This window comes from Mesorhizobium sp. M0239, assembly GCF_040321815.1.
Lineage (GTDB): Bacteria > Pseudomonadota > Alphaproteobacteria > Rhizobiales > Rhizobiaceae > Mesorhizobium.
This window is the reverse complement of the sequence record NZ_JAMYSG010000021.1, coordinates 68,648-94,774: the sequence shown is the minus strand read 5'-3', so window position 1 is coordinate 94,774 and position 26,127 is coordinate 68,648. Positions and strand designations below refer to the sequence as shown.

22 protein-coding genes and 3 pseudogenes are annotated in these 26,127 nt (G+C 59.7%); 11 read left to right on the top strand and 14 right to left on the bottom strand.

Translation table 11 applies throughout. The features are described from left to right. Positions 1 to 30: 30 nt before the first annotated feature. Positions 31 to 195 (top strand): hypothetical protein, encoded by a 165-nt coding sequence (locus NKI99_RS22190; protein ID WP_352611958.1) that lies wholly within the window; start codon positions 31 to 33, stop codon positions 193 to 195. A gap of 48 nt (positions 196 to 243) precedes the next feature. Here NKI99_RS22190 and NKI99_RS22185 read toward each other — a convergent pair whose 3' ends face one another. Next, entirely contained in the window at positions 244 to 375 is a 132-nt protein-coding gene (locus tag NKI99_RS22185) for a hypothetical protein (RefSeq protein ID WP_352611984.1), read from the bottom strand. Here NKI99_RS22185 and NKI99_RS22180 point away from each other — a divergent pair. After that, on the top strand, positions 343 to 963 hold the full coding sequence (locus tag NKI99_RS22180) for a transposase (protein WP_352611957.1): 621 nt from the start codon (positions 343 to 345) through the stop codon (positions 961 to 963). The two genes, NKI99_RS22185 and NKI99_RS22180, sit on opposite strands and share 33 nt — an antisense overlap. On the opposite strand, the gene NKI99_RS22175 is transcribed toward NKI99_RS22180, so the two are convergent. The 6 genes and pseudogenes from NKI99_RS22175 to NKI99_RS22150 form a co-directional block, all read right to left on the bottom strand. Next, positions 920 to 1,450, bottom strand: a complete 531-nt coding sequence (locus NKI99_RS22175) for a hypothetical protein (protein WP_352611956.1) — start codon at positions 1,448 to 1,450, stop codon at positions 920 to 922. The genes NKI99_RS22180 and NKI99_RS22175 overlap by 44 nt on opposite strands. Before the next feature lie 422 nt (positions 1,451 to 1,872). Then, complete coding sequence (locus NKI99_RS22170; RefSeq protein WP_352611983.1) at positions 1,873 to 2,316, bottom strand: hypothetical protein; 444 nt, start codon at positions 2,314 to 2,316, stop codon at positions 1,873 to 1,875. A 159-nt stretch (positions 2,317 to 2,475) separates the two neighbouring features. Continuing rightward, positions 2,476 to 3,783 carry a polysaccharide biosynthesis/export family protein gene (locus tag NKI99_RS22165; protein ID WP_352611955.1) on the bottom strand — a complete coding sequence of 436 codons (1,308 nt, stop codon included), beginning with the start codon at positions 3,781 to 3,783 and terminating at the stop codon, positions 2,476 to 2,478. 723 nt (positions 3,784 to 4,506) lie between these two features. Continuing rightward, positions 4,507 to 4,764, bottom strand: coding sequence for a hypothetical protein (locus NKI99_RS22160; RefSeq protein ID WP_352611954.1), 258 nt, complete (start codon positions 4,762 to 4,764; stop codon positions 4,507 to 4,509). 30 nt (positions 4,765 to 4,794) lie between these two features. Continuing rightward, on the bottom strand, positions 4,795 to 4,998 hold the full coding sequence (locus tag NKI99_RS22155; protein WP_352611953.1) for an IS1096 element passenger TnpR family protein: 204 nt from the start codon (positions 4,996 to 4,998) through the stop codon (positions 4,795 to 4,797). 217 nt (positions 4,999 to 5,215) lie between these two features. Then, positions 5,216 to 5,335: pseudogene (locus NKI99_RS22150) on the bottom strand (IS66 family transposase); the annotation flags it as partial. A gap of 479 nt (positions 5,336 to 5,814) precedes the next feature. Here NKI99_RS22150 and NKI99_RS22145 point away from each other — a divergent pair. Then, a pseudogene (locus NKI99_RS22145) lies at positions 5,815 to 6,068 on the top strand (IS66 family transposase); the annotation flags it as partial. A gap of 11 nt (positions 6,069 to 6,079) precedes the next feature. Here the strand turns inward: NKI99_RS22145 and NKI99_RS22140 are convergent. Next, a complete protein-coding gene (locus tag NKI99_RS22140; protein ID WP_352611981.1) occupies positions 6,080 to 6,634 on the bottom strand; it encodes a DUF5372 family protein in 555 nt (184 codons plus the stop codon). 144 nt (positions 6,635 to 6,778) lie between these two features. Further along, positions 6,779 to 7,618: a WecB/TagA/CpsF family glycosyltransferase gene (locus NKI99_RS22135; protein ID WP_502905553.1), complete on the bottom strand. Its 840-nt coding sequence runs from the start codon at positions 7,616 to 7,618 to the stop codon at positions 6,779 to 6,781. 241 nt (positions 7,619 to 7,859) lie between these two features. Between NKI99_RS22135 and NKI99_RS22130 the strand changes: the two genes are divergently transcribed. From NKI99_RS22130 to NKI99_RS22105, 6 genes are read left to right on the top strand one after another with little or no spacing between them, the layout of a single operon-like run. After that, positions 7,860 to 9,380 carry a nucleoside/nucleotide kinase family protein gene (locus NKI99_RS22130; protein ID WP_352611951.1) on the top strand — a complete coding sequence of 507 codons (1,521 nt, stop codon included), beginning with the start codon at positions 7,860 to 7,862 and terminating at the stop codon, positions 9,378 to 9,380. An 18-nt stretch (positions 9,381 to 9,398) separates the two neighbouring features. Beyond that, the gene (locus NKI99_RS22125) at positions 9,399 to 10,709 is read left to right on the top strand and encodes a hypothetical protein (protein ID WP_352611950.1); all 1,311 of its coding nucleotides are present in this window, start codon (positions 9,399 to 9,401) and stop codon (positions 10,707 to 10,709) included. Between the two features lie 20 nt (positions 10,710 to 10,729). Beyond that, positions 10,730 to 12,883, top strand: a complete 2,154-nt coding sequence (locus NKI99_RS22120; protein WP_352611949.1) for a GumC family protein — start codon at positions 10,730 to 10,732, stop codon at positions 12,881 to 12,883. Beyond that, entirely contained in the window at positions 12,873 to 14,477 is a 1,605-nt protein-coding gene (locus NKI99_RS22115) for a right-handed parallel beta-helix repeat-containing protein (protein WP_352611948.1), read from the top strand. The genes NKI99_RS22120 and NKI99_RS22115 overlap by 11 nt, the downstream gene beginning before the upstream one ends. Before the next feature lie 2 nt (positions 14,478 to 14,479). Beyond that, positions 14,480 to 15,865 (top strand): O-antigen ligase family protein, encoded by a 1,386-nt coding sequence (locus tag NKI99_RS22110; protein ID WP_352611947.1) that lies wholly within the window; start codon positions 14,480 to 14,482, stop codon positions 15,863 to 15,865. After that, a complete protein-coding gene (locus NKI99_RS22105) occupies positions 15,862 to 17,151 on the top strand; it encodes a lipopolysaccharide biosynthesis protein (RefSeq protein WP_352611946.1) in 1,290 nt (429 codons plus the stop codon). The genes NKI99_RS22110 and NKI99_RS22105 overlap by 4 nt, the downstream gene beginning before the upstream one ends. Positions 17,152 to 17,764: 613 nt before the next feature. Here NKI99_RS22105 and NKI99_RS22100 read toward each other — a convergent pair. The 3 genes from NKI99_RS22100 to NKI99_RS22090 form a co-directional block, all read right to left on the bottom strand. Beyond that, positions 17,765 to 18,415: a sugar transferase gene (locus tag NKI99_RS22100; RefSeq protein ID WP_352611945.1), complete on the bottom strand. Its 651-nt coding sequence runs from the start codon at positions 18,413 to 18,415 to the stop codon at positions 17,765 to 17,767. A 110-nt stretch (positions 18,416 to 18,525) separates the two neighbouring features. Beyond that, on the bottom strand, positions 18,526 to 19,527 hold the full coding sequence (locus tag NKI99_RS22095) for a nucleotidyltransferase family protein (RefSeq protein WP_352611944.1): 1,002 nt from the start codon (positions 19,525 to 19,527) through the stop codon (positions 18,526 to 18,528). Continuing rightward, positions 19,518 to 20,672 (bottom strand): aldolase, encoded by a 1,155-nt coding sequence (locus NKI99_RS22090; RefSeq protein WP_352611943.1) that lies wholly within the window; start codon positions 20,670 to 20,672, stop codon positions 19,518 to 19,520. Before NKI99_RS22090 ends, NKI99_RS22095 begins: the two co-directional genes overlap by 10 nt. A 693-nt stretch (positions 20,673 to 21,365) precedes the next feature. On the opposite strand from NKI99_RS22090, the pseudogene NKI99_RS33865 reads away from it, so the two are divergent. Both NKI99_RS33865 and NKI99_RS33860 read left to right on the top strand, forming a co-directional pair. Further along, positions 21,366 to 21,480: pseudogene (locus NKI99_RS33865) on the top strand (integrase core domain-containing protein); the annotation flags it as partial. A gap of 296 nt (positions 21,481 to 21,776) precedes the next feature. Next, a complete protein-coding gene (locus NKI99_RS33860) occupies positions 21,777 to 21,959 on the top strand; it encodes a hypothetical protein (RefSeq protein WP_502905552.1) in 183 nt (60 codons plus the stop codon). 6 nt (positions 21,960 to 21,965) lie between these two features. On the opposite strand, the gene NKI99_RS22085 is transcribed toward NKI99_RS33860, so the two are convergent. Next, positions 21,966 to 22,787 (bottom strand): hypothetical protein, encoded by an 822-nt coding sequence (locus NKI99_RS22085; protein WP_352611942.1) that lies wholly within the window; start codon positions 22,785 to 22,787, stop codon positions 21,966 to 21,968. Then, entirely contained in the window at positions 22,738 to 26,091 is a 3,354-nt protein-coding gene (locus NKI99_RS22080) for a cadherin-like domain-containing protein (protein ID WP_352611941.1), read from the bottom strand. The genes NKI99_RS22085 and NKI99_RS22080 overlap by 50 nt, the downstream gene beginning before the upstream one ends. Positions 26,092 to 26,127: the final 36 nt, after the last annotated feature.

The following is a 26,127-nucleotide window of genomic DNA, read 5'->3' as shown; positions in this document are numbered from 1 at the left end:
CCAACGGTTCAACCGGTCAGGAGGTCTGCCATGGAACTGTTCGTCGGTCTTGATGTTTCCGTTCGCACCACCACCGTCTGCGTAATGGACACGGGTGGTAAACTCATTCGAGAGAGCAAGGTGGAGACCGAGCTGGAGGCGATCGGCGCCCCTGCTTCACGCGATTGGCGGCCCCTACGAGCGCGTCGGCCTTGAGGCCGGTCCGCTTTCGCAATGGCTCTACAGTAGCCTGTCGGCCGCAGGCTATCCGGTGATCTGCGTCGAGACGCGGCACATGAAGGCCGCGCTCTCTCGGCTCAGGTCAACAAGACCGATCGCAACGATGCCCGCGGCATCGCGCAGATGATGCGCGTCGGGCTCTACAAGCCGGTTCATGTCAAGACCGTCCGGAGCCAGGAGATCCGGATGCTGCTCACTGCGCGCAAGTTCGTGCAGACGAAGATTCTCGATGCGGAGAACAACCTGCGAGGCCTGCTGCGCAACTTTGGCCTCAAGGTCGGAGCCGTAACCCGGCTGCAGTTCGAGCGGCGCATTATCGAGTTGCTCGAACAATCCCCGCATCTGCACTTGATGATCGACCCCCTGCTGGAAGTCCGCCGCGTTTTGAGAGAGCAGTTCCAGCGCCTACACAAGGCAATGGAACGGCTGGCCGAGAGCGACGCACTCTGCAAACTGCTCATGACTGCCCCCGGTGTCGGACCGATGGTCGCCCTGAGTTTTCGAGCCGGCGTCGACGAACCGGCGCGGTTCAGCCGATCGCGCTCCGTTCCAGCCCACTTCGGACTGACGCCCTCGCGCTATCAATCCGGCGAGATCGACCACCAAGCCAGCGCCAGCACGACGGTGCAGGCGATCGAGAAGGGCCAAGCGGTCATGCTAGAGCCGTACCGTCGGATGCGCGAAACGCTTGAGTTCGGGCTTAGTTCGGCGTGCCGCCCTCCAGATAGTCGATCTCAGGCGTAGCGGTGTACAGTCGCCGCATGTTTCGGACCTTGTTCAGAGGCAACACAACGATGGCCTTCCCGTCGAAGATGATGGCGAATCCCGAGGTCATCCTCAGAATCCGACCACTGATCACCCCCTTGTCGGTCTCGACCTCCGTTGTCGCAGCCGACATGTTGGAGATGGTACGAAGACTATCAGCGGCGCCGCAAGAAAAAGGGACGTAAATCAATGAGAAGGCGAGCCAAACCAGACCCACTGTTCGCATCCTGAATATCAGATTGGCAATGGCCGCAAGGCCAGCGAGCGGCAGATAGGCAAAGGCAAGATGACCCCCAGCGCGATTAGCCCGATTGAGATCCCAATCGTGCGCATTGGGCGCCTTGGCGCATCCGCAATGAAGCGGGCAATGAGCAGCGCTAGCCACGCCGCGACCGACATCGGGAGCGGTGCGATCGATGCTCCAATCAAGAGGTCTTGCACGGTAAGCACGGAGATGAGGCTCCATTCAACTGGCGCAAGAAACCGAGATTGTAGAGCGTCGCGCCGACCATCGCAGTGACCGACAGGCCGGTAGCGATCTCGGTCAGACTCCGCTGCTCGAGCGACAGATGCTGGCGAAACGCCGCTATTTCAATCATCGCGCCTGCTCCACGCCGAATGAGTCGTTGGCGTTCAGCAGATGGCGTTCGGAGAATTTGGCAAACATGGCGATGTTCCTCGAGTTGCGATTTTGAACGAACTCGATAGACCTGTCGCCTGAACTGGACTTGAATGAAGGGGCTAAGCCGTTATCGGACGGGATGCCGGGGGAAGTTGCTGGCGCAACGAACTTGGAGCGAGCCCATAAAGACGCAGTTCTCGAGATGCGCGGCGAGCGGCCCGGGCATTTCAAATGCTGTCGAACAAAGGCCTAAATTTCTCGAACCACTATTTTCCGGTTTGGCCGGGAGGGCCGATGTGAATGTGGTTCTTGTCCCCCCAGCCGTTGCCCGGCCATCCGCCCGATTTGGCGATTGCCCTGGAGTTCAAGCTCGTGCCGAGCAGAAGCGTGATGGCTGGCGGCGTGACCGCCGCGAAGCGTCCCGCCTTCTTGAGAAAGTCACGACGCGCCTGAGCTTCCGAAACGAGAATCTCCGGTTTCTCTTCCGAAGGTGTACTTTCGATCGCCATGTCAAGCCCCTCTATTTCTGGCAAAATTACTTTATAGATTGCAGAAAAATAAACCAGTACGTCAAAAGGCCTAGGCTTTCGCGCGAGAGAAAAAAGAGTGCGAACAACGCGACGTCCGAACTCGGACGGACCGCGTCGTGCCAAATCGCCGGCACGCGAGAACCGCCATGTGCCCCACGCCAGATTAGCGGCCAAACGCAAGGGGGCGCCGAGTCCTGTGCCCCCGCCGGAAATAGCCCGCCTGCCACCAGCAGGGGCAGGATACCAGATAGCCACACAGGCCTGCCAAGCTTCGGCTCTCGTGCTTTGATCCTCAGAATGGCTCCAGTTCCCGCAGTCCGGTCACCTTGGTCTTCTCACTCATTGCACGTCAGCTGGGCTTTTCCCATCCGCCCGCACGATCGCTGTCTGTGCCGCCGACTGCGGACCGCCGGCCGCCTGGCTGCCGGTCCGCTCGACTGTGACAATGTCGCCCGGTTCGATTGGAGGGTCGCGGCCGTCATCAAACGTGAGGATCCTCTGCCTGCGTCTGATCGTGAATCGAATAGCGCTTGTCGTGTGCAATGGGTTAGCGATTGCTGCCTGCGCTTGGCCCATAATGTCGCTGAGCGTCTGGATGCGGTTCACGGCCTCCTGCAGGCTTGCCTCTGTCGCCTGCATATCTGCGAGTACTTCCTGCTGCCGGGAGGATTGCAAGTCGAACATGTCCTTCTCGATTTTGGAGATCTGTTCGCGCACAATGAAGATGCGGCCATTGATATCAAGCTGCTGCGACTGCAAGTCAGTGTGTGCTTGCTGGAGAGTCAAGATCTGTGCCGCCGTGATCAGGCCGTTCTGGACCAAGCCCTTCGTGCGTTCGACTTGGGCCTCAATCCTTTGAGACTGATCTGCGTTCACGTCGATGCGCCCTTGAAGTGCCTTTACCTCCTCTTCGTTCAGCGCCTTCTGGCTGGCAAGTGAGTTGAGACCCTGGCGCAATGAGTTGCGCCGCTCTTCAAAAAGCAGGCGCTCTCTTTCCACGAGAGATTTCGAGTTTGCACCGAGTTCGGGTGAAAAGGAGACTGCGGACTCACCCGCAAGTTCAGCGCCAAGCCGCGCACGTTTTGCCTTGAGTTCCTCGATTCTTTGCGACAGCGTACGGGTATCGCCCGCCGCCGAAAGGAGGTCGTGCGCCGGCTGCCACGCCGTTGCCCCCTGTATCAACCGGGACCCGCCGGCGATACTGTAGGCCTTCAATGCTGTGAGCCCCGGTTTGAACGCAAATTCACCGGGGTGATCGACATCGCCCATCACGTAATAGGGCCGGTACTCTGCAATATCGACGATGACACTGGGCTTGGCGATGAGGCCGACTTGGGCCTGCAGTCTGTTCGCAACATCGGCGGCGATTTCCGGCGCACTGCGCGACGCCGCATCGACGAGCCCGATCAGCGGCAACTCCACCCGCCCATTGCTTCCGACAACGAACTCTCCATGGAATGCAGGCCACTCGCGCAATGTCCCTTCCGCCTGCTGCCAGTCATAGACGCGAACGCTCAGCTTATCCTGCGGGCTGATCGTAAAGTTGAGGCCATCGTCGGCTCGCGCCGCCGCCACCGTCAAAGCCACAGCAGCGGTCAGTGAAACATAAAGCGGAACATTGCGATGCATGAACTCACCCGTTTCCAACAGAGCAGCTCCAAACAATCAGAACGGACGACAGGCCACAGCGTCAACGCCTGATTGCGACGGCGATTACTTGAGGGTGAGTTTATCAACACCAGCTGCGGGTGAGGTAGTGCGCATCGGATTAAACCGGTCTACCTCTTTCGGAGTATTGTGAGGCGCATAATCAGCCAATTGGATTAGGTTGAGCCGCGCGGCTCTAGGGCTGCACCGCTGTAGACGGCTTCACGTCTTTGCCGTCGTCCGGCTTAGTCGCGTTTTTTGCGACTTGATCGGTCGCCTGATTGTGGGGGCGTATTACCTGAACCGTATTATCGCGGCTCAATATATTGAAATAGGCGCAAGCGATTGCCATCCACAATGGGATCGACAGCAAGAGCCCAATGGCTATCCCCTTGAATGCATGTGAGGAACTCATCTCTAACTCTCGTATCCCTGCAAGTTTTACAATACTAGTGCTTGTCGCTCAGAAGTGTGCAGCCGTTCTGGGACAACGACACGCATCAAAACAAAGGCTTAAAGCGCCTCGCTTGGATCCGTTTCAGCGCGACGCACTTTAATACCAGTTACCCACAACGGAGCATACCACTTACCCACAACGGAGTATACCACTTACTCACAACGGAGTAATGAGCCAAACGACTTTTACAAAGAGTTCACTGCCCGGAGTAATTACTCCCCTTCCAAGGTTTGGCGGCATAGTGGCTTATCGGGCTGCGGCTATTTTCATCCTGAACCGAAGGCAAGTGCGGCATTTGTGACGTCAAGGACAAATTCGTCCGGATCGAACTCGTCGCCGAACTCTTCGGCGCGTTGGGGATGGCTAGGATCGCCAGGATGGCTAGCAATTCCTAATAACCCCAGATGCCGCCGCAATCTTCCGGCGGACAATTTGCGCTTACCCGCGATACAGACCGGATAAGCTTCCCGCTCGACCGCCGGCTCGCTTCTTTCGAATGCGCTGCCAGTTGTCTCCGAAGTCATAAATATAGGCGAAGCGAACGACAGGAGATCTCAGCAGGCGTTTAGGCTCACTCGATTTTCGTCGGCGACGTCATCTACACTGTGCCGATCGCCAAATTGGTCGCCCCCGACGTCGCAGGCATGGAGGTGGCAATTGTGCCAGCCCATCGCCGCCTCGATTGCCTCGTGCAGGTCGCCGAGCGTCATCGGCGGCTTCACGCCGCGCAACGTCATCCTCAGAGTGATGATGTTCATGCTGGCGCCGCTCTTCGGCACACTGGTCCTGGTGACGATCTTCCCACCTGTCGGCATCGGACATTGGCGTGGCGGACTCCACCCCCCCTGCTTTGCGGATGCCGTTGCCCGTGGCAGGGGGACGGCGCCGGCGGATGGCGTCGATTGCGTTGATCGATCTTCGGCGCGCGGTTTCGACGACCGACCTGATGTCGGCGTTGAGGGCAGCGCCCCATTCACTGCAGAAGCCGTTGGTTATCTTGCGGTAGACCGGGCAGGGGCGCAGCGCTCGCTCCGAGCCGTTATCCGTCGCGGAGATGTCCCCGTTGGTCACGAAGACGAAAAGGTAGCGGCGGATTCTTCTTGATGACCGTCTGCAGCTTGGTGCCGGCCGGGCGGCTCGGGATCAGTGCCATGAGGCGGTCGAGCCGGCGGTCAAGGTCGGCCACGTAGGTCTTGAGCGCGGCGTCCGAGAGACACTCGCGTCGCCGCCCTATGGCGCAGGCGCGTTTGAGCAGGCCCTTCAGGCCCAGCGCGTGATGGCATCGCCAGCCCGATGGCGTATTGCACGTCGTGGAACAGATGGGCCAGACAGACTTGATGGTCTCCCTTGGGCCAGCCCATCTGGCCGCCGTAGCGGTCGGAGATCGAGTAATCCGGGTGGTCCTTGCCGAGGAAGGCCTCAACCACCGCCCTGGAGCGGTGCTTGTCGGCAACGAAGGCGGCCTGTCGCCATGGTGGAGGACCACAGCCACCAATTCGCCTTGCCGACCCGGATGCCGGTCTCATCGGACGCGATCAGCCGATCGTTAAATGGTGCAGTGCATAGAGCTTTAAGGGTTGGAATTGCAGATGCTGGCTGATTATATCCTTGAGCGCATCAAGGAGTGCGGAAGGATCTTCGCTGACGAAAACGACCTTGCCTACCCTGTCCCAGGAGTCGGCAAGATCATGAAAGCCTGGTATGGCCTATGCGCGCGATGATCGACCATACTGTGGAACCAGTCCGCCCTATGGTTGCCTACCGTTTTGAGGACAACAGGGGTGCGCATTGCGTGGCGCGCCATCTCGCCGGGTTCAGTGGCATCCTCTAGGTCGACGGCTACTCGGGCAGCAAGGCTTCGCCGTGGCGGACCCCGCGCCCAAGGTAGCTCTTGCCGTTGGCGTTGTCGGCGATCAGGTGCTGATTCCTCTCGAACTCCTCCCAGGAAATATATGCCTCATGGTGGCCGCGGATCAAAACCTCCCCCAGTCCTTCCAGTTGCGGCGTATGCATCACTGCTTTTACCCGTTCCTCGCTCGACATCTTGGCCGGCGGTACGGCGGGCGCGAACTCTTCATCGGCATGTCCTCCTCCAAAGATCGAGTCCCTTGGAAGAGAGGCTACGAGATGATCGACAAGTGCGCGAAGTTCGAGGAGGTGTGTGAGCGGAAGTCGGGGCGCGGCAATGATCGCAGCCGAACCGGCCTGTGGGGCGGCCATCCAGTCCGGAAGATGGAAGGTCCCGCTGTGCGGCTGCCGCAAAAAGAGGTGGCGGATGCCGTCATGATCATGCTCACCGACCACGGCAACGTTCTGCCCGACCAAGGGATGGAATGGATGAGGACGACCACGTCGAAGCCTGGATTCCCTCCCAGACCTTGACCTGCATCGCAAGGCTGGCCCGCATCCGAAATCGACGCGCTCAAGCCTTGGACCTTCAAGCCAGACGCTACCGGCTAAGCGCTTACGTTGGACGGAAGCCGCCAAAAGGTCCCGTTGTCGCAGCGCGCGCCGAGGGGCTGGAGACGGGAAGAGCGCCTACTGCGGGGTGTGCCTGGTCTTGCTGAGCAGAGCCCAAGTGGCGATTAGGTTGGTGGTGGCGTAGCGGACCAACAGGCGCCTTGGTTCGAGATACATCCGGTGCGCCCACTCGAGACCGGCCGACTGCATCCATTGTGGTGCCCGCCTGTGGGCGCCGGACAGAAAGTTGAACAACCCGCCGCTGGTCTTCATCACGCCAACATTGGTCAGCTCTTGTCGCCAGCGATGGCAGAACTCGAGCTCGCGCGGAAAACCCATCGCTACCCACAGTATATCTGGCCGCAAGACATTGATCTCCTGCACTGCCAGCAGCTCTTCATCCGTGGACGCAAAGTAGCCGTTCCTCCGTCCCACAATTCGAAGGCCGGGATAGCGGGCGCGGACATTGCCAACAGCGGATCGATTCTCATCTTCCGAAGCGCCGAGCATGTAGAAGCTCGCGCCTTCGGCTGCAGCGAGGTTCGCCACATCGTGGAACAGATCCGTGGTCGCGGAGCGATCTCGCAGCGCGCCGTTTCCCAGCAACCGGGAAGCGAAGACAAGCGGCTGGCCATCGGCGCTCAGAACATGCGTGCATGCAAGGAGCTGCTGTGTGCGATGACGGTTCCGGCCAACATAGAGGTCGGCCAACACCTGTCCGTTGACTGACGAACAGATACAGGGGGCGAGTCCGCTGCCTCTGGCCCTTAGGGCCATGTCAACCACGAGTCTTGCGGTCTCAACACGGCTGAGAGTGGCAATGCTCACGCCACCAATGATCTCCGTGGGTAGCGCCTGGGAGACGGTGCGCCCACGCAGCTGCACTCGTGACGACTTCTTGACGGTGTCCGCACTCATCATCGAATCCCTTTGCCGGCTGGTGCGCTGTGTCAGTTGGCGGAATTGTACCAGCGCACAGGGAGTGCCGCGGATACGCAAAAGGTCGATCGGTCTTACTCAAAAGAGGTACGCACGACTAACCCGCAAGGCCCAATAACGCCGCTGTCAGATCCATGCTAGCAACTGAGGCCAGTGGTAGATTACAGAACCGCCATCGCCGGTTTGATGTCTTAGTCTCAGTTGTGGTGTGTGGATGGCTATGAATCAGGTTATCGTGCCAGGGGCCTTGAGCCTCGACAGCAAAGGTCAGAATGAGAAAACCGTAATCCGCAAGCTTTTCAGCGAACTGGATGCGGCAAGGATTTCCTATTGCCATTGGAAGAGCAACGGCCGTCTTGAAGCGACCCTTGCCGGCGACGAAGACATTGACATTCTTGTGGACCGCCGACAGGCCGCGAATCTCCAAGGGGTGCTGAGCGTCTCGGGGTTCAAACTGGCGCAATCCGCTCTTGGAGCCGGCCACCCCAGCACATTTCACGCGATTGGCCTTGACGGTCACACAGGCGAGCTTGTCGACCTCCACATCTGCCATGAAGTCTATAGCGGCGACAGCCTGGTGAAGAACTACCGCATGCCGATCGAGGGCGAGCTCCTTGCCAACACCCGTGAACTCTTGGGGGTGAAGGTGCCGGACGCGGCCTACGAGTTGGTCTATTTTGTGCTGAGGATCGCGCTGAAACATCTGAGTCCCATCGAATTACTGAAATCAAACCGTCATCGCAGCAAACACGCCGACGAACTTGCCTGGCTGCAACAGGCGGCCAGTCGAAGCATCGTGCCGCCCCCGGCCATTTGCGACAGGCTGTTTCCCGTTATTGGTGCTGGACTCTTTTCCGATCTCGTCAATGCTATCGCCAGACAGGAAGCAATTTTCCTCCGTATTCGGCTTGGCTGGAAGGTCGCATGGCGGCTGCGCGGCACGCGGCGGCTTTCAGCATTTGCCGCTGCTGTCTCGCGACTCTGGCGCTTTGGCGATTTCGTCAGGGGCAGGCTGAGTGGTGCGAAGAGTTTGCACCTCGTGAGCGGCGGCGGCATTGTGGCACTGGTAGGCCCCAAGGCGACTGGCAAATCAACGACCGCGAATGAACTCGCCCGCTGCCTCGGCCGGCACGTAAACGTTTGCCGCATCCATGCTGGAAAACCGCCGCCAACGTTGATTTCCTGGATTCCGAACTGGTTCGTTCCCCTTGCGCGTCGCCTCCTGCCGCATGAAAGGATGGCGGTCTATGAAGACGCCGCGCGCCGCGAGCGTCGCGATTTCTCCCTCTTCCATGTCGCACGGATGGCATTGCTCGCACACGACCGCCGCCGTCTGCTGCAGCGCGCTTTGCGCAAAGCGGCAGCGGGCGCAATTGTCATATCTGACCGATATCCCTCGTTGCAGCCCGGCACCATCGACAGCAGCAGCTTCGACAGTCTGGCCCTTGCCGGTTGCGATTCATGGCTGAAGCGCAAGTTGATGCAATACGAACGCTACTGCTACTCCGCGATACCCCGTCCCAATCTCGTAATAAAACTCACAGCGCCGATCGCCATCGCCATCGCGCGCGATGCCACACGCGACAAGGCAGGAGGACCGGACGAGGCCGCGGTACGTCGGCATTGGGAACTCGAACGTAAGACGGATTTCGGATCGACGCCTGTCGTCACCATCGACACAACCGGACCTCTGGAAGAGACGGCCAGACAGGCGGTCAATGCGGTTTGGGCGGTCTTGTGAAAAAGGAGGGTTGGATCCTTGGTGCACGATCTACGGTATGGCAACACACAGGACCCAATGCCCTGTCCGCGGCACCTCGATTCCGCCTTGCAGGTGCTCTCTGGCGGCCAGTTTGGCATGCTCCAGATGAGCCCCGCAGGCAAGGAGAACGGCCACAAAATCCTTGAGCGCTATGCGGTATTCCCCGGGCTCGGAGATCCCCGTGTGCTTATCCCACTCACCGGTGGTGCTAAGGCCCGCACTGCGGTCCTTGCGCAGTATGGGACGGGAGCGGGTTCGCGCGTGTCGCGCCTGGCGGCCCAGGTGTTGTCATTCGAAAGCCGTCTCGGTCTGCCGCTGTTGTCCTGGGGCAATCGAGTCTCCGTCGTCACAGATTCGCTTGGAGCCAAAGACACTCCGGTCCACGGCTTTCTTGCGGATGTGCTCGAAACGGGGGACTTCGTGATGAGTCTTAGGCTTGCCCCGGGCCGGCCCAATAGCAAGCCCGTCATTCAAGCGGTATCACCGCGAGGCCAGGTTTTGGCCTATGCGAAATTCGGCTGGGATGAGTTGACTCGCCGCCTGGTGCGCCATGAAGCGCAATTTCTCAGAAAACTGGCTCCGCTCTGCCGCCAGAGCGCCGTGGCCATTCCGACGGTGCTCGGCAGCGGACCCTGGCGCGGTCTTGAGGCGCTGATCGTCCACCACCTTCCCGGCCGGGGGCGCTCCCCCATTGTGCACACGATGTTGCCGGCCGCTGCTGCCATCGCCAGCCTCGCGCCGTCACCACCCAAAGCCCTGGCTGAGACCCGCTTCTGGCAGGAGATTAGCACATTGGCCAGCCAATCAAGTCCTCTGCTGTCTGCCAGTGTCGCCGCCGCTGTCGAACACGGTTGGAAGACAGTGGAAGCGCGCTGGGGCGGGATCGTCTTCCCGCTTGGTGTAAGCCATGGTGACTGGATCCCGCCGAATATCCAGGTTCTTAGAGGTGGCCGTTTCAACGTGTGGGACTGGGAGCGTGGCAAAATCGGAGTTCCACTCGGCCTCGATATCATGCAGTTCGTGATGTTCATTGAAATGCGCCGTTTGACAAAGCTGCCGCTGATGCCGCGCATCATCCACGTGGGCCGCGATGCCTTGCAAAGCAAAGGCTTCAATCCGGACAATGCGCAGCCGCTCGCGGCGATCAGTCTGCTGCGCTCACTTTTGTGGTTTGTTGAATCCAGGCTTGCCGGCCGTGAAGAGAGCAACTGCAATAAATTCGCGACCGCCCTCGCGGCCTGCCTTCATTTTGGGGCGGCCGGAGGCGCCTTCGAAACGGATCTTGAGAATAACGATCACCACGGGTAGACCGAGAGATATCAAGTATCATGATCAATGAGAACCCGATCGCCGAAACAAGTCGCGAAGCCTCGTTCAGCGACCTCTTGGCTATTTTGCGCAAGCGCACTCGGACCATCATCACCACGATGCTCGTCATCACCATGGCATCTGCCGCGTTTGCCATATGGCGCGGCCCCAGCTACACGGCGACGGTGCTGGTCGTCGTCGACCCAAACAAGAGCATCACCGGCGCCCCTGTTGAGACACAGAGTCCCATCCCGGATCCCTCACTCATGCAGACCCAGGTCAACACTGTGCTGGGTAATCCTCTTGCCAACCAAACGATCGATGCACTGGAACTCCTCAATGATCCAGAATTCCAGATCAGCGCACGTGGCCGGTTCCTTGCGCGGTTCTCAAGCAAAGGCCAGGAAGCGAGCGCCACCGAAGAGTTGCGCGGATATGCACTTTACGTATTTCAGCGGAACCTCGCCGTCACCAATCCCCCGGACTCACGCGTAATTCAAATTTCGTTCACTTCCATTGATCCCGGCAAGGCGGCAGCAATTGCAAATCGGCTGGCCAACTTCTACGTGGCCAATCTTCTCGACCGCAGAAATGCGGACATCAGTGCTTGGCTCGCACGCGCCCTGAAGTCGCTCGATGCCCAGAAGGGCCAGGTGATAGAAGCCGAAGGCAGGGTCGCTGACCTACGTGCGAAGGGCCAGATATTGACAAGCAGCAATGTCACGCTTGCAAATTCCGATATGCAAGAACTAAACAAGCTGCTGATCGAGTCGAAGGCAGACGAAGCCAATCTCCGATCGAAACTATCCGCCATCGATCAGATCAAGTTGTCCGGCGGTTCTACCAACGCGATCAATGAGGTTCTCGCCTCCCAAGCCGTGTCGCAATTGCGCACGCTGGAACTGGATCTGATGCGCCAGATTGCCGAGAACTCAGCGATCTACAACGACCACAATCCGCGTACTGCAATCCTGAACGGCCACCTTGCCGACGTCAGGCAGCGCATTTCCCAAGAGATTGACCGCATCATCACCGGCGTTCGCAACGAACTCGCCGCGGTCACAGCGCGGTCGGCAACGTTCGAAGAGCAGTTAAAGGGAGCCGCAGACCAAAACGGACGCGCCGAGCTTTACTCCGTGCAATTGCAGGTAGCTGAGCGCGACGCCGTAGCAAGGCGCTCAGTCTATGAGGATCTGCTGCGTTCCGAACAACAAGCCGATGCAATGCTCGGTTCTGCGGATGCGGGCGCTTGGGTCATGTCGCCGGCCGAGATTCCTATCAAGCCATCGAGCCTTAGTGTCTTCATCATCGCCGCTGCTGCTGCGGTGCTATCGACTCTGCTCGGGGCCGCGATTGCACTTGCGCGCGAATCCTTGGACAAGCGGCTCGTCGGTTCACGCGAAGTCGAGGAAGCGCTAGGGGTGCCCTGCCTGGCTCTGCTGCCCAAGCCTGATCGCATCGCCGGTCAGATCCGCCACCGCTCGGCCCTCGGCTGGAAGGCGAACTCCCTCTATGCGCACGCGCTTGGCGCTCTGGAGGCGCGACTGGCCGTTGCCTCACCGCGGGCGAGGACCATTGTGATCACCTCACCCCTGCCGAGCCGCGAAAAGGCGCAGCTCGCTGTCGATCTCGCAGTCTATTCTGCCCAGGCCGGCAAGCGCACGGTACTGGTGAATTTCGACAAGTACCAACCGGTACTAATGCGAGATTTTGGCCTGCAAGTGCCGGCCGAAGTAACCAAGCTGTTGAGCTCAAATCTGAGTTCCGACACCTCGATCGACGCGGCGCTGACCCTCGATCAGGCAACGGGGCTCGACATCTTGTCCCTCGACGGCGAGCCCCAAAGTGACGCCCATGTTTCTGCCCCCCACAACAACATCGTGACGCTGATCAAGATGCTAGGCAAGCGCTACAAGTATATCATCGTCAATGCGCCGCCGCTGCTGGGGGTAAGCGACTGCCACGCCCTCGCAAGCCAGGGCGATTGCGTCCTCATCGCCCTAGAATGGGGCAGGACCGAGCGCTCCGACGCCGAGGCTGGTGCCGGAGTATTGCGGCGGCTCACCACCCGTTTCGTCTTTGCCGTCATGACCGGGGTCGAAATCCGGGGCCAACAAGTCCAGTCGTCAGGCCTGCTCACACAAAAGCGTTTCCGGAGACTCTATGAGGGATGAAGGCCAAGGTACCGCGCCGTCAAACCGGCGGCGCTTCCTCCTTGCCGGTCTGGCTGGAGCAGGTGCTGCGCTGCCGGCGGGGGTGAGTGCCAATGCGTCCGACGCGGGCGCGGAATTCAGTCTTGCGGCACCGGGAAGTGTTAAGCGCCGCATTGAAGATAAACTGCAGGAATTGCCGTCGCTTGACGATTTCGGTGCGCGCGGCGATGGCGTCACCGACGACTCTGAGGCTCTGCAGACAGCACTTGACTGGGCAGGGCAAAGGCCCGGCACGCGGCTGCGTGTACCGCCTCGCGTGTTCGGCCTCGCCCGCCCAATCGCCGTTCCGCAGTCGATCGAGCTTGCTGGCGAAGTGCCGGGGGACGGCAATTCTCCGCTGAGCGGTTTTCGGGCCCTGAAGGGATTTGAGACGCCATATGTCCTGCACTATTCAAGCGTTGAAGGTGTGGCTCCACTGCCGCTTGCCGCATTGCTGGTCAGCCGTGAATGGGTGGAGGGGAAAGATTTTGCAAGACGCCTTCACATGCGCGACTTGTACTTCGACGTCGATGCCATAACAGCGCACGGCGGTGTTCCAGTCCACGGGCTTATGCTCGCCAATCAACAGCTCGACATTCATAACATTTGGATCCGGAGCGCCACCGGCTTTGGCCTGTGGATTAATACCCAGCGCCCGGACGGTACCTTTATGGCTGCGCTCGTCGACAACCTACTCCGTCGCGTGTGGGTCAAGGGCGCGGGGGTAGGCGGAGCCAGTTTCACAGGACCACATGGCGAGATGAATTTCGGCGGCATCCTGGTCGGCGCTTTGCCGGGAGCCCGAGACCCCCGAGGCGCAGCTGAGCCGCCATTGGCGACTGACGGCATCTTGGACTATTGCACCGTCGCCGTCGGCCCCGAAGCACTTCTGGGTTGCCGTGGCAACGGCATTCACATCACCCGATCCGCAGGATGGCGGGCCACCGGTTGCCACCTAAACGGCGCGGGGCGTAATGGCATGGTCTTCGAGCATGCCTTCCAGACGGAAATTTCCGGTTGCTACATTGATGGTTGGGGCGTCGGCGCGGGAGAGCGCGAAGGGGTTCTCTCAGCCATATCGTGCAACTCCGTCGTCGCGCTCGGCGACGGCGCTGATGGCTCGCTCATTATCTCATCCAATCGTATCGCCTGCCGCTCTGTTGCAACCACTGCCGGAAATGATTATGTAGCAATCAGCCTCCGGGCCGGATCGATGCCCACAGCGCGCGCCGTCGTGATCGGCAACACGATTGTCAGGCGGCGCGCTGCCACCTATGCCTTTTCCACATTCGATTTCGGAAAGGCGGGGGCCGGCGAATTTGAAGCGCTAGTCATTGGAAACTCCGCCCCGGGAACCGTTACTCCCTTCTTGCGGCCTTGGGACGAAACAGCGGTCCGGCCCCGCTTCACCGGTAACAGTTTTCAGTTTGCAAGCGCTCCGCCGTCACTGGGGTGGCACCCTGCGGGCCTCCGCATCGACAACGATGCACCTACTCCAGGTGCCGCGGCGGCGTGGGTCTGTGTAATGCGCGGAAGCCCAGGCAACTGGCGGAGTTGCGGAAGGATCGACTCCTGAACATGTCCGTGAATGCTGCTCCATCGCGCCTTGTTGCCGCCAGCCGCAGGCGGGAGAAGGGCTATGCTCACCTTACCGAAGCAGCTTTTTCGATTTTTCTGCTCGGGCTACCCATTTGGTGGGCCTTGGGCATCGGCTTCGTGATGCCGATGTTACTCGCCCTCATCTTGTTGATCATGCGCCCTTCGGCAAACCTGCATTTCACTTTGGGGGACTGTCTGCTCGCCTTCGTCATCGTTGCGCTCACCGGATCCGCATTCGTCAATGGCTTCATCATCGCGCAGGAATCACTGAGATTCGCCGCGGCCATCTACAATGCGGCAATCTGGGCGAGCGCCCTCATCATCGTCCAGCAGTTTCGCGCGCTCCTCCAAGATGCCGGCGATGGGCGCCGCCGCATTCTTCATCTTGCCTTCTGGAGCTTTGTAGTTCTCATCCCCCTGACCTGGGGCGCCTTCGTGTTCGCCTATGCAGTCAGGCGATTCGACTTGCAATTCCCAAGTCTCTTTGGCGCCATCGCCGGTAACAGGATTCCAGATTCGGCTGCTCTCATCCGCCAGTCCACAACAATCACCCTCACTATTGCCGACTGGGGCTTGCACGGAACTCCGATGCCACGCATCGGTATCTATGGCCCCTATCCAAACGCCACTGCCATCATCATCGCCATCCTCGGTGTCCTGGCGCTTCTGCACCTGCATAACCGTGGAGGCTGGCGAGCCCTGCTCGCGCCATTGCTTGAGGGCCTCATCACGGCAACACTCGCCATTTCGTTAAGCCGTTCAGTTCTTGCAGGCTGGTTAGCGGGGCTCGCGGTGGCGGGAATAGCTTTCGGTTCGCCATTTCGACGCTTGGCAAGCATTGCGGCGGTTGCCGCGGCCCTTCTCCTGCCGCTGCTCGCGGACTTATCGTCGCTCACGACTTACCGGGAATACAGCACCGACAGCCGCACCGACAACTACGTCCGAGCCGTCGTCGAAACGCTCGACAACAACCCCGTCTTCGGCCTCGGCATAAAGCCGCGCGAAGAAATCAGCCATATTGCGTTGGGTTCGCACTCGACTTTCATCTCCGCTTTTACAAAGGGAGGCGTTCTCGGTCTGTCGCTGGTGGCGGCCTACCTGCTGGTTCTTCCGGCCATACGCTGGCTCGGTCTCGTGGCGGCCGCCAAGAGGCTGCCAGTCGTCGCCAGAACGCAGCTTCGGCTGTTGTTGACGCTTCAGATCACTTTGTGGGCGTGGCTCGTGTTCGAGGATATTGACGCACCCGCAATCGCCTCCATACTGATTTTCCTCTTCATCGCCTACAGCGAGTTTCTCGCAGCCAGCTTGCAATCCCCCCGCAAGGTGGCGCTGCAGTCCCCGATTCGGCAGAGTCTCCGATCATGACCTTCCTCCCGTCGACGTGGCTGGAGACCGCCAATGCGGGCGCCGCTTTGCGCCGCAAGTTGAGTGGGCGCATCCTGCGGGTACTCTTCGTGCGCAGCGCCGGCGTTGCTGCCCTGTTCGCGCTCGAAATCGTCTTGGCCCGGTCACTTGGCGCAGCGGATTACGGCGCGTTCAATGTCGCCTTGGCGATCGCCACAGTCGCAGCGCGGCTGGCTCCGATGGGCTGGCTCAACGCTTCGACGCGGCTGCTGAGCGCTTACACCAACGCGCAACACTTCGGTCTCATCAAGGGGGTGCTGCTGCAGGCTTATGCGACGACTATCGCCGGGCTCGCCGTATTCCTCGGCGTGCTGGGCTTCGCACGCTTCATGTGGCCAGGTATCGCGGGCAACATAGTTCCGGCCTATATGGCATTACTTGCCACAGCACTGACACTGCTTGAACTGCATCGTTACATATTGCGCGGCTTCCACGCGGGCGACCTCGGTGAGGCTTTGCCTACCCTGATGCTGCCAATGGGCGTCATTGGCTTGGTATTGGCACTGGGGCTCCACGATCCAGGCCGTGCGGTGGTCTATTACGGCGCCAGCTGCGTTCCGCTCCTTGCGATTTCAGCGGTTGCAGTCGCGAATTTTACGCCGCCCGCCACCTGGAAGACAGCAGCCGAATGGCGTGTGGGCGAATGGGCTTTTGCAGCCGCCGCCATGCTGGTCGGCAGTCTTAGTGACGAGCTCGTATCACGCACCGCCGTGCTGATCTTGGGCTTCACCGGCGACAACCATGGTGCGGGACTTTATCAAGCCGCGTCGCGGCTCGCGCTGATGAACGTCTTCATGCTGCGGATCATTACGCCGGTTGCGGCGCCGTGGATTAGCGTGATGTTCAACGATGGCCGTCTCGAGGAATTGAGGACCTCATATTTGCGCCTTTGTCTGTTGTCGCTCGCTGGTGCACTGCCGCTTGCCGTAGCGTTCTGGGCGGCGCCAAGTCTTGTGCTCGGCTGGTTCGGCAACGAGTTTATTAGAGCGGCCGCTATCCTCCGTCTCCTTGGTCTCGGCTATCTGATCTCTGCCGCCGTAGGCCCTTGCGCCACGGCACTGATGATGGTTGACAAGGAGCGGACCTACGGCAAGCTGGCACTGGGCTTCGTGGCATTCAATTTCGTAGCAACCTTCATCCTTTCGGCACTTTACGGTGCCGATGGCGCCGCCGTTGCGACCGCAGGTACCCTAATCGCTGCCAACATCACCTATTTCATATGTTTCTGGCGAACGATCAAACCTTGAGCACTTGGTAGCCGTCCCATAAGCGCCGTCCTCAATTGATCGTGAAGGGAAACACCAGCAAGCCGGAATTGGTGGAGCCGCGCATTGCAATCGCTTTTGACGATCAGCCGGTGTACGCCAGAGGCAGCGCCCACTCCCGCAGGAACTCATGCTAGGCCAAAGCTTCCCGCAGCCTCTACAATCGTGACGCCAGCAATCCCGTTGTGGAAATCACCATCGCGCAGGACGATCGAATGGGTCAGGGTCGCCGGCTTCTCCCACCACCGGCGAATAGAGCGTCGTAACAATGGAGCCCGGCGCTGGCTGGCGCAGGCTCGCTTCGCAATGGCGGGTGACGTCATCCTGCGGTTTTCCATTATCGATGTAAGTCTGGAAATTGAGAGGAAATCATGCGGTTGCCATCCGGCTCGTTCAGATAAGCGCGGTAACGGATTTCCGTCCGGGATTTGCGGCTATTTCCGAGCGGGCGAGCGCGTCGCACGTGTTCGGCGGATTGTCCACTGGCGATAACACAATGTGCGTGCGGTAGAACGGAACTGCTTCGGTCGTCATGGTCAGACTCCAAACAACTTCCGAATCACATGCACGATCGGGGGAGGGGCCGCAGACCGGCTCAGTAGGCGGAATCTGATTCGAACACCTCACGGACGGTCTGAAGGAAGATCAGGCAATCGACTGGCAAACTGGCGTTCTCGATATACTCCAAATCAATGTCCACACGCCGCCGCATGTCCTGTATTCGCGGGGTGCCCCCGCGCGCGCCGCTGATTTGCGCAAGCCCAGTCAGGCCTGGGCGAACTTCAAATCTCCGCACATAATGTGGGATGCGCGCCATGTAGAATCGGTCATGCTCAACGGCATGTGGCCGCGGGCCGATGAGTGACATCTCACCACGCAGCACGTTGAAGACTTGTGGAAGCTCATCGAGGCTCGTCGCCCGGAGGAACCGGCCCAATGGGGTGACTCGTGCATCCCCCCGGATCGCTTGCTCGACCGTTCCCCCCCGCGTCTCCGCCCAATACATCGTACGGAACTTGAGGAGCATGAATGGCTTCATGCCTATTCCGCTCCGCTGTTGCCGGAAAAGGATTGGTCCAGGAGATGTTGTCAAAATACCGACGGTTATGAGCCCTATCACCGGGATCAGGGCAACCAACAAGAGTACAGCTACCAACGTATCCAGCGAGCGTCTGAACCGGCTGTTAAGATAACTGCGGGATAGATCGATAATAACCTGATCAGTAGATTGCTCTAACACACTCATGTCGACCCCTACAAACGACATGGCTTCATTGCAACGCCATGTCAAGCCCCCGCTATTTCTGGCAAAATTACTTTATAGATTGTAGAAAATAAAGTACGCCACCCAAAGGCTTAGACTTTCGCGCGAGAGAAAAGAAGAGTGCGAATAACACGACGTCCGAGATCAGACAGACCTCGTCGCGCCAAATCGTCGGCACGCGAGAACCGCCATGTGCCCCACGCCAGATTGGCGGCCAAACGCAAGGGGGCGCCGAGAAAGGGATGTCTCGCCGTGAAAACCCGTCTCCAGTGCTGGAAGCGAACCACCGGACGCGGTGCGCAGCTCGTCGGGATCCTCGTCCCGAAGAAATGGTGCAAGGCCAGGAGTTGGGTGTCGAGCGCATTGCGGGCGCCTCGATCCGACATGGCTGCCCGCAAAGCCGTCCAATCCATGTCGTCGCTTTCGGCCAACTGCGCCAGATCATGAAGGTGCCTGAGATCGATCCGTCCGCGCCAGTAGTCCCCCTCCTTGAGAAGGTCATGCATCATCCAGTGCAGGGCGCGAGAATGTGCTGGAGGAATTTTCACGCGCAGACCATTTCTTTCGACCGGACTGGACGGGCCGAATGCGCTTGCCTGACTGGCCCGCAATTCCAGCATTCCAGCGTCCTGCCGGCGGGCTAAGCCCCGACCGCTCGCCACCGGCGCGTAGCCAAGCGCTTCCAGGCAGACTTGGGCGGTCGCCTCTTCGGTCGGCTCCACAGCCAAATCGAGGTCGCTGGTCATCCTACTGGGGACGCGCTCAGGGACGGAAAGAAACAAGGGTATAGCCCCCTTGAGCAGGAGCGGAACGATCTCGCGCCGGTTCAGCGCTGCGACGGCTTCAGCCAGCTGGGCGCGCAAGCGCAGGTTCCGTTCCCGGTTGCAGTCGTGAACGAACCGGAGGTACTCGCGCACGTCGTGCGGCAGGCCGTGGATCTGGCCGGCATGCGCGAGGGAGGAGAACAATGCGGGTGTGAGCAGAGTATGGTTCGCAAGCGCGATCACCGCCTGCCAGTCGGCGCCGGCGGGTGGCCGGCCGCGAAGTCCCGCGATCAACGCATCGAGCGTGGCGCCGGCGCGCATCATCGGCATGCCTTCGCGATCAGCTCCACCGCATCGTCGAGTCTGGAATAGGTCAGGCAGTAGGCCTGCGCCGATCCGATGATTTTGGTCAGCGCATCAAACGCGGCTCCGGTTACTTCCCTGCCGGGGGCAAAAGCCCCGTTGAGCAGGCCGCGCAAAGCGCTCGCCGGATCGACCGGCACCAGAGAGGCTTTCGCGTCGTGACCTCGACGGAGCAGGATCACACTGCCGACGGACTGAGGAGAATGCGGTGCGAACGTCCGCGGCACGGCAAACCGCACGCGTCGGCGATCCGGACGGCGAAAGATTGGAATGGCATGGAGATCGGCGCAGTATTCGGCCAGAAGCGGCCATGCTCCCGCCTTGACAGCGGGAGCAAACGGAAGACCCACGCACAGCCCTTTCGAGTCCAAAAGCGTCACGTCGTCCGCGGCGAAGCCGAAGCCTGCATGGACCAATGCCATGGTCAACGTCGTCTTGCCCGCGCCCGGATTTCCGCAGAGGAGCACGACGCGTTCTCTTCCGAGAAGCGCAGCCGCATGGACGGCAAGTTCATAGGCGCCGTGCTCGAGAACCTCTGTAAGCAAGTGCCCTTTCAGCATGACGGGAAGTTCGTCGGGCGAGCAGGACTGGATCCAGTCGGAATCCCGGAACAGATGAATCCGTCCGCGGTGCTCGGCCAGATGTAGCAGAATATCTGCAGCATCTGTCTGAACTTCGAGATGCCGAAATACGGCGATGGCCGGAAAGGCCCAGGCCGCCGGATAGGCGACGCGTATATGAAGGCCAGCAATGGCGACCACCCGACTCACATGCTCGTTTGCCGACGGCGGAGACAAAGGTGCACGGGGCCGTACCAGACCCAGTCGTTCCCAGTCCTCGAGGGCTGCCTCGACATACCTATTTGCCTCATGCCTATCGATACCGCCGCGCCCAATCTCGAACGCAATCGCCGCCGGCGGCATGCCTTCTTCCACAGAGCACCAGATGTCGGCAGCGGTATCGTTGACGGCGAAGATGGCCTGCCCGGACGAGCCGAACAGGATGTTCTGCCCTCCGACGCGCGCCAGCCGACCCTCGATCACCAAGCTGGCCGGGCTGCAGCCGACACGACCTGCCGCCATGGTTCCATCAACTGCCTGGTCTTGCTTCATCGGATTATCGTCCCGCCAGCCAATTCATCGAATCTCGGGATCGCGCGTAAGCCAGCGCGTGCTGGTAGATCGTACGAGGCTCCCTAAAGCGCGTCGCGTTTGACAAGTTCACGCGACGCGCTTTAACCAGTGAAAAAACGCCCGCCCACCTTCGAGGCGGTTGTTTATGCGGCGCTGGGAAACAATGCCCTCGGACTGTGTTTCCTGTTGCCATGATGATAACTCCCAAAAACCGAGAGATTTACTTTGTAGCGACAATATTTACCTTAGCACTTCCGGCGCCAGCCTTAGATTCATCCTAAAGGAGTACGGGGCGCAAGGAATTCCGTAGATCCGTGTCCGTTACCGGCGAACGTCCCCATCTGGCGCATAGTGCAAAGTTGAACCGCGAAGCCCAGCGGCGGCGGAGCTCGCTTCCAAACGATCTGCGGGGTCTAGTGTAAAGTGACGGATCAGGCTATCCTCGTCCGTCACTTACCCAGGAGTATCGCAGCTTCCTTTCCTTCGATCTGACGAGCCTTCTTCTACCCACTCGCGTTCTCCCTTGGCACACACGGACTTCAAGGGGAAATTGGTCGCCATCAGCCAAATGCTTTCAACCGGCCGGCAGCTTCATCTACAGATCAATCACGCAAGTTCGTGCTCCGTTCGGTCTTAGGGTGTCGGTGGGAACAGTTCTTTTTTCGACCCTTGATGGAAAACTTCAGTGGCCAGCCGTGCGACGAGTTCCTGAACGAGACCCTGTTCACCTCGCTTGCCCAGGCGCGCCGCACTTGAAGAACGGCGCCGCGACTACAATATCGTCCGGCTCATTTTCGCATCGGCAGGCTAACGTCAGTCGCGTTGCGAGAGTTAATTTCGCTAGACTCTTTAATCCAAATTTGTAAAATTATTTGCAGTAAATCTTTCCGGAGGCGCAGTTGCAATCTAGACGCACGGTGGTGTATGAGATGCGCTAGTTATCTATGCGATGCTAAGTAAAAAGGATGCCAACGGCGCAGCGATAACCACCAGACGGTGTGTTTAGTTTTGAATGTTGTTCTTATCGAAAGTGAACCGTCGGAGGGAAACCGGAGATTCTCGTTTCGGAAGCTCAGGCGCGTCGTGACTTTCTCAAGAAAGGCGGGACGCTTCGCGGCGGTCACGCCGCCAGCCATCACACTTCTGCTCGGCACGAGCTTGAACTCCAGGGCAATCGCCAAATCGGGCGGATGGCCGGGCAACGGCTGGGGGGACAAGAACCACATTCACATCGGCCCTCCCGGCCAAACCGGAAATTGTGGTTAGAGAAATTTAGGCCCTTGTTCGACAGCATTTGAAATGCCCGGGCCGCTCGCTCGAGTAGCCCGGGCGTTTTTGCTGGGCGCTGATCTGGCCCATCCGCATGCGCGGACCTTCCACCATCCCGAGCATCTCGGAGCCGACCACCATGACATGCGGCCGTGGTGTGCTTGGAATTCTCCCTACGCAAGCAGCAGACTGCTCACGAAATTGTAGTTCTGGAACTGCTCGACATGGAAGCCCGTCATGGTGATTTGATCGCCGCCGCCCAGCGTAGCTATGAAATTCGAGCCCTTGTTCGTGGCCACCTGCTGGAACTGGCTGGCGTTGGTGATGCCGAACTCCCTGAGATCGGGGACATCGCCGGTGCCGGCATCCGCCACGAAATTCATGACGGTATCCTGCCCATCTCCCTTGTAGAACACGAACAGATTGTGCTGGTTGCCGGCGACGAGCAAGATCGTTGCCTTTGCCGCCGATGAGCGTGTCGTTGCCGCCAAGGCCCCACAGGTAGTCCGCGCCCGTCGTGCCGTTGAGGACATAGCCGCCTTTGACGATGGTCGGCGTGCGCCCGGCGGGCGTCGAGACAAAATAGGAATCCACCAAAACGGGAGTTGCGGTTGTGCAAGACACGATCGAATGAGGATAACGCCGGGAACCTTCATGAGGATGCGGGTGCCGATCCCTAACTCGGCGTGCCAACTCCAGGACATACCGCCCTCTATCGAGCGCTGCATTTGTACACGACCCACCCCCACCATTCTCGGCTTCCTGAGTCCAGCTGTCAGGCCAGCAGCCAGTCCGAGCCCAGATGGATTTCGAACAACCGGCCATCAGCGACCTGGTCGACGCCGTAGTCGGCGACGTAGAGGCTCATTTGCTGTCCGTCGTTCGGGTCGGAACTTGGTGCCAGCTCCAAACCCTTGGGCCTCACCGCCACCTCGGTAATCGGGTTTGTGTAGGCCGGCGAGTTGAGGACGCTGATTGTCGAGATGATGTTGCCGTCGTGATCCATCTCCCAGATATTCGGACTCAATCCGGAGGCGACGAAGAAGATGCCGTGAGTTGGATCGTAGGCCAGCGCCTCCGCGTCATGCATCACCGAGGGGAGATTTATGGTTCTCACCAGTGCCCCATCGCCGGTCAGTTCGTACATCAGTTTCTGGTGGCCAGCGAGCTCGAAGATGTGGCCGGTTGCCGGATCGAACCGCAAGTCCTCGCTGTCGTCCTGCCCCAGGGATGCCGTGTCGAATGATCCAAGCTTGACCAATGGATTGGCCGGGTCGACCCAGAACACCTCTAGCTGATCGTCATCGGAGATATACATATGGCCGTTGGACGGATTGATCCCGAGGCCGGTGGGCTCGAAAGTGAATGACTCCACGCTGTATCCCTGAATAGCACCGGTGGGACCGATCGAGAACAGGTTGGTCTGGCTGAACCACGGTCTCTCATCATGTTCCGAGTCGGCAATGAACAGCTTGTGAGAGACCGGATCATAGGCCAGGCCGGAGGGATCGCCGATACCAACCCCTGCCGCATCGACATCGCGGAAAGGGGCCGTGGCGAGGTCGGTCACGGCGACGACACTGGCTTGAATGACGGGGTTTGGATCGTTGTCGTAAATCGTACCAGTCGCCGTATTCTCTGCGATCAAGGCACCGTTTGCGGAGTTCAACTTGAGGCTAAAGGATTCCGTGTTCTCGGTGAACGTGTCGTCCTTGAGCGTGAGCGCAAGGTCCAAGGAACTCTGGCCGGCAGAAATGGTCACTGTACCCGTCGCCGGGCCGAGCAGGTCATTGGCGGCGGTGGCGGTGCCGTCAATGATCGAGTAGCTGATCAGAATGTCTTGAGACGCAGCATGGTCGAGACTGAGGTGGAAGGTAATATTGGCGCCCGGGCCTTCGGTTTGCGCAGCGTCGGAAATGCCCAGGACCGGCATGGAACTGGTGCCGATCAAGTAGGTTACGGCGAGCTTCGGGTGCACTGAACCCTCGGAGGAGTCTAACCTCCAGGCGTCGGTAGAACCTGTGCTGATCAGCCAGCCCTGGTTTGCAGCATTGAGTTCAGCAGCAGTCGTACCCGCCGTTGCCCAGGCGCGCAGGCTTGCGGTGACATCAACCGTGGTTGGTCCGAGAGCGGTCTGCCCCACAGTCACGTCCGCCACGGACAGGGCCTCGACGCCATTGGCCTGGACGCCTCCAACCATTGAGTTCCAAGTCGCGCTTTCGGTCCAGTCGACCAGCATGCGATAGAACGCACCATTGGTCGCCGACGCAGATTCGTTGTTCGTCTGTAAGGTGAGGATTGCCGAGGTGATGGTGGCACCCACTGGGATCTGCCCCGGGCCCGAACCAAACAAGTTGTCGAAACCGAGCAGCGCTTGCTTGGCATTGGCGACGCCGGCATCGGCTTTGTCGACGCTCACTGCGACGTCGGAGCCGAACGACGTAGTGGGCTTTGCCTGATCCAAGGCGGTGTCCAGGCTGGCCGCATAGCCGTTCAATCCATCCTGGAATACTACAGTCGTGGGGGCGGGAATGGCGTTCACCGTCAGTTCGGCCGATGCCGCTGCGCTGTAGTCGTGGCCATCGAATGCCCGGTAGGTAAAGCTGTCGGTCCCGATGAAGCCGGCAATGGGCGTGTAGGTGAATGAGCCGTCCGCGTTGAGCGCCAACGTGCCCTTGCTGGGGCCGATGAGTAGCACCGCCTGCAGCACGTTATTATCGGCATCACTGTCATTGGCGAGGACGCCATTGGCAGCGCTCTTCGTCAGGGTCGAGCCGGCATTCAAGCTGTAGACATCGTCAGTGGCTACTGGAATGGCGTTGGGCGAACTGACCACCAGACTGACAGTTGCCGTGTTGCTATAGGCTGTCCCGTCCAAGGCCTTGTAAGTAAAGCTGTCGGTTCCGGTGAAGCCGGCAACTGCCGTATAGATGAACGAACCATCGCTATCGAGGGTCAGGCTGCCATTGGCAGGCCCCGTCTGCAGGACGGCCTCGAGCGGGTTGCTATCGGCGTCGCTATCATTGGCGAGGACGCCCCCCGCCCTGACGACGCTAAAATCCGTCCCGGCCGTGACATTGTAGCTGTCATTGGCGGCAACAGGTGGCGTGTTGCCGGAGGTAAGCGAGAGCGTGACGGCGGTAGCGGCGCTGTACGCGGCCCCATCGAAAGCCTCGTAAATAAAGCTGTCCGGGCCAGTGTAACCGGCGGCGGCAGTGTAGTCGAAGGACCCGTCGTCCAGCAGATGGAGCGTCCCGTGCGACGGGCCCGAAATCAATACGGCATGGAGGGCGCTGCCCTCTGCGTCGTGATCATTGGCTAGGACGCCTTGCGCCGCCGACAGATTGAGTTGCACGCCGGCTTTGGCTGCATAGGCGTCTGCGCTTGCAACCGGCGCGTCGTTGGTACCGGTGATGGTGATATTGATTTGCTGGGTGGCCGACCCGCCATGACCGTCCGACACCGATATCGTGTAGGCGATGGTCAAGACCTGGCCCTGTCCCAGGAAGTCAAAGGTTTGCGATCCGGAGTCGAATTGCCAGCCGAGGTTATGCGAGTCGCCGGCGTCGGCAGCAAGCCCCGTGGCCGGAGTGAGCTTCAACAGTCCTTTGACATCGGCTTCGACGAGGCCGCCGGTCGCGCCAGTCAGAACCGCCTTGGTCACAGTTGAACTGACGGTGTCGGAGGTATCGACATCGGTCACCGTAAGGTTGCCGGCAGCCGTCAGCGTGGCATTGGTTTCGGTCAGATTGGCGCCTGCACTGTCGCCGCTGCCGATCGAGATCACCGGATTATCGTTAACGCCAGTGATGGTAAAGGTAAGCGTGCTGCTGCTGGTATTTCCGAGTTGATCGTTCGCCGTATAGCCGAATTTCTCGGTTACGACCGCTCCCGCGGCCAAGGCCTCAGCCACCGCCAAGTCGGCTGTGTAGCTGTAGCTTCCATCGGCATAGACCGTAAGGGTCCCGTGGAGGCCCTGAATGGTAGTCGTCGAGCCCACCAGCTTGGAGGTGTTGCCATACTTGATCCACTTTAACGCGAAGGTTTCCGTGTCGTTGGCAAGCAAGTTACCTGCGACCGTGGTATCTTCGAGAAGACTTGCGATGTCCGCCTTGGCTTTTATTGTCATTTACCTCGTACCTCGCCTTCGGGATTGACGCCTCGC

Bases quoted from the DNA above. Each gene is read 5' to 3' on its own strand.
- NKI99_RS22190 (WP_352611958.1), top strand. From the start codon at position 31: ATGGAACTGTTCGTCGGTCTTGATGTTTCCGTTCGCACCACCACCGTC.
- NKI99_RS22180 (WP_352611957.1), top strand. From the start codon at position 343: ATGATGCGCGTCGGGCTCTACAAGCCGGTTCATGTCAAGACCGTCCGG.
- NKI99_RS22185 (WP_352611984.1), bottom strand. From the start codon at position 375: ATGAACCGGCTTGTAGAGCCCGACGCGCATCATCTGCGCGATGCCGCG.
- NKI99_RS22175 (WP_352611956.1), bottom strand. From the start codon at position 1,450: ATGGAGCCTCATCTCCGTGCTTACCGTGCAAGACCTCTTGATTGGAGC.
- NKI99_RS22160 (WP_352611954.1), bottom strand. From the start codon at position 4,764: ATGACTTCGGAGACAACTGGCAGCGCATTCGAAAGAAGCGAGCCGGCG.
- NKI99_RS22155 (WP_352611953.1), bottom strand. From the start codon at position 4,998: ATGAACATCATCACTCTGAGGATGACGTTGCGCGGCGTGAAGCCGCCG.
- NKI99_RS22135 (WP_502905553.1), bottom strand. From the start codon at position 7,618: ATGAGTGCGGACACCGTCAAGAAGTCGTCACGAGTGCAGCTGCGTGGG.
- NKI99_RS22130 (WP_352611951.1), top strand. From the start codon at position 7,860: ATGAATCAGGTTATCGTGCCAGGGGCCTTGAGCCTCGACAGCAAAGGT.
- NKI99_RS22120 (WP_352611949.1), top strand. From the start codon at position 10,730: ATGATCAATGAGAACCCGATCGCCGAAACAAGTCGCGAAGCCTCGTTC.
- NKI99_RS22115 (WP_352611948.1), top strand. From the start codon at position 12,873: ATGAGGGATGAAGGCCAAGGTACCGCGCCGTCAAACCGGCGGCGCTTC.
- NKI99_RS22110 (WP_352611947.1), top strand. From the start codon at position 14,480: ATGTCCGTGAATGCTGCTCCATCGCGCCTTGTTGCCGCCAGCCGCAGG.
- NKI99_RS22105 (WP_352611946.1), top strand. From the start codon at position 15,862: ATGACCTTCCTCCCGTCGACGTGGCTGGAGACCGCCAATGCGGGCGCC.
- NKI99_RS22100 (WP_352611945.1), bottom strand. From the start codon at position 18,415: ATGAGTGTGTTAGAGCAATCTACTGATCAGGTTATTATCGATCTATCC.
- NKI99_RS22095 (WP_352611944.1), bottom strand. From the start codon at position 19,527: ATGCCGATGATGCGCGCCGGCGCCACGCTCGATGCGTTGATCGCGGGA.
- NKI99_RS22090 (WP_352611943.1), bottom strand. From the start codon at position 20,672: ATGAAGCAAGACCAGGCAGTTGATGGAACCATGGCGGCAGGTCGTGTC.
- NKI99_RS22085 (WP_352611942.1), bottom strand. From the start codon at position 22,787: ATGGCCGGTTGTTCGAAATCCATCTGGGCTCGGACTGGCTGCTGGCCT.
- NKI99_RS22080 (WP_352611941.1), bottom strand. From the start codon at position 26,091: ATGACAATAAAAGCCAAGGCGGACATCGCAAGTCTTCTCGAAGATACC.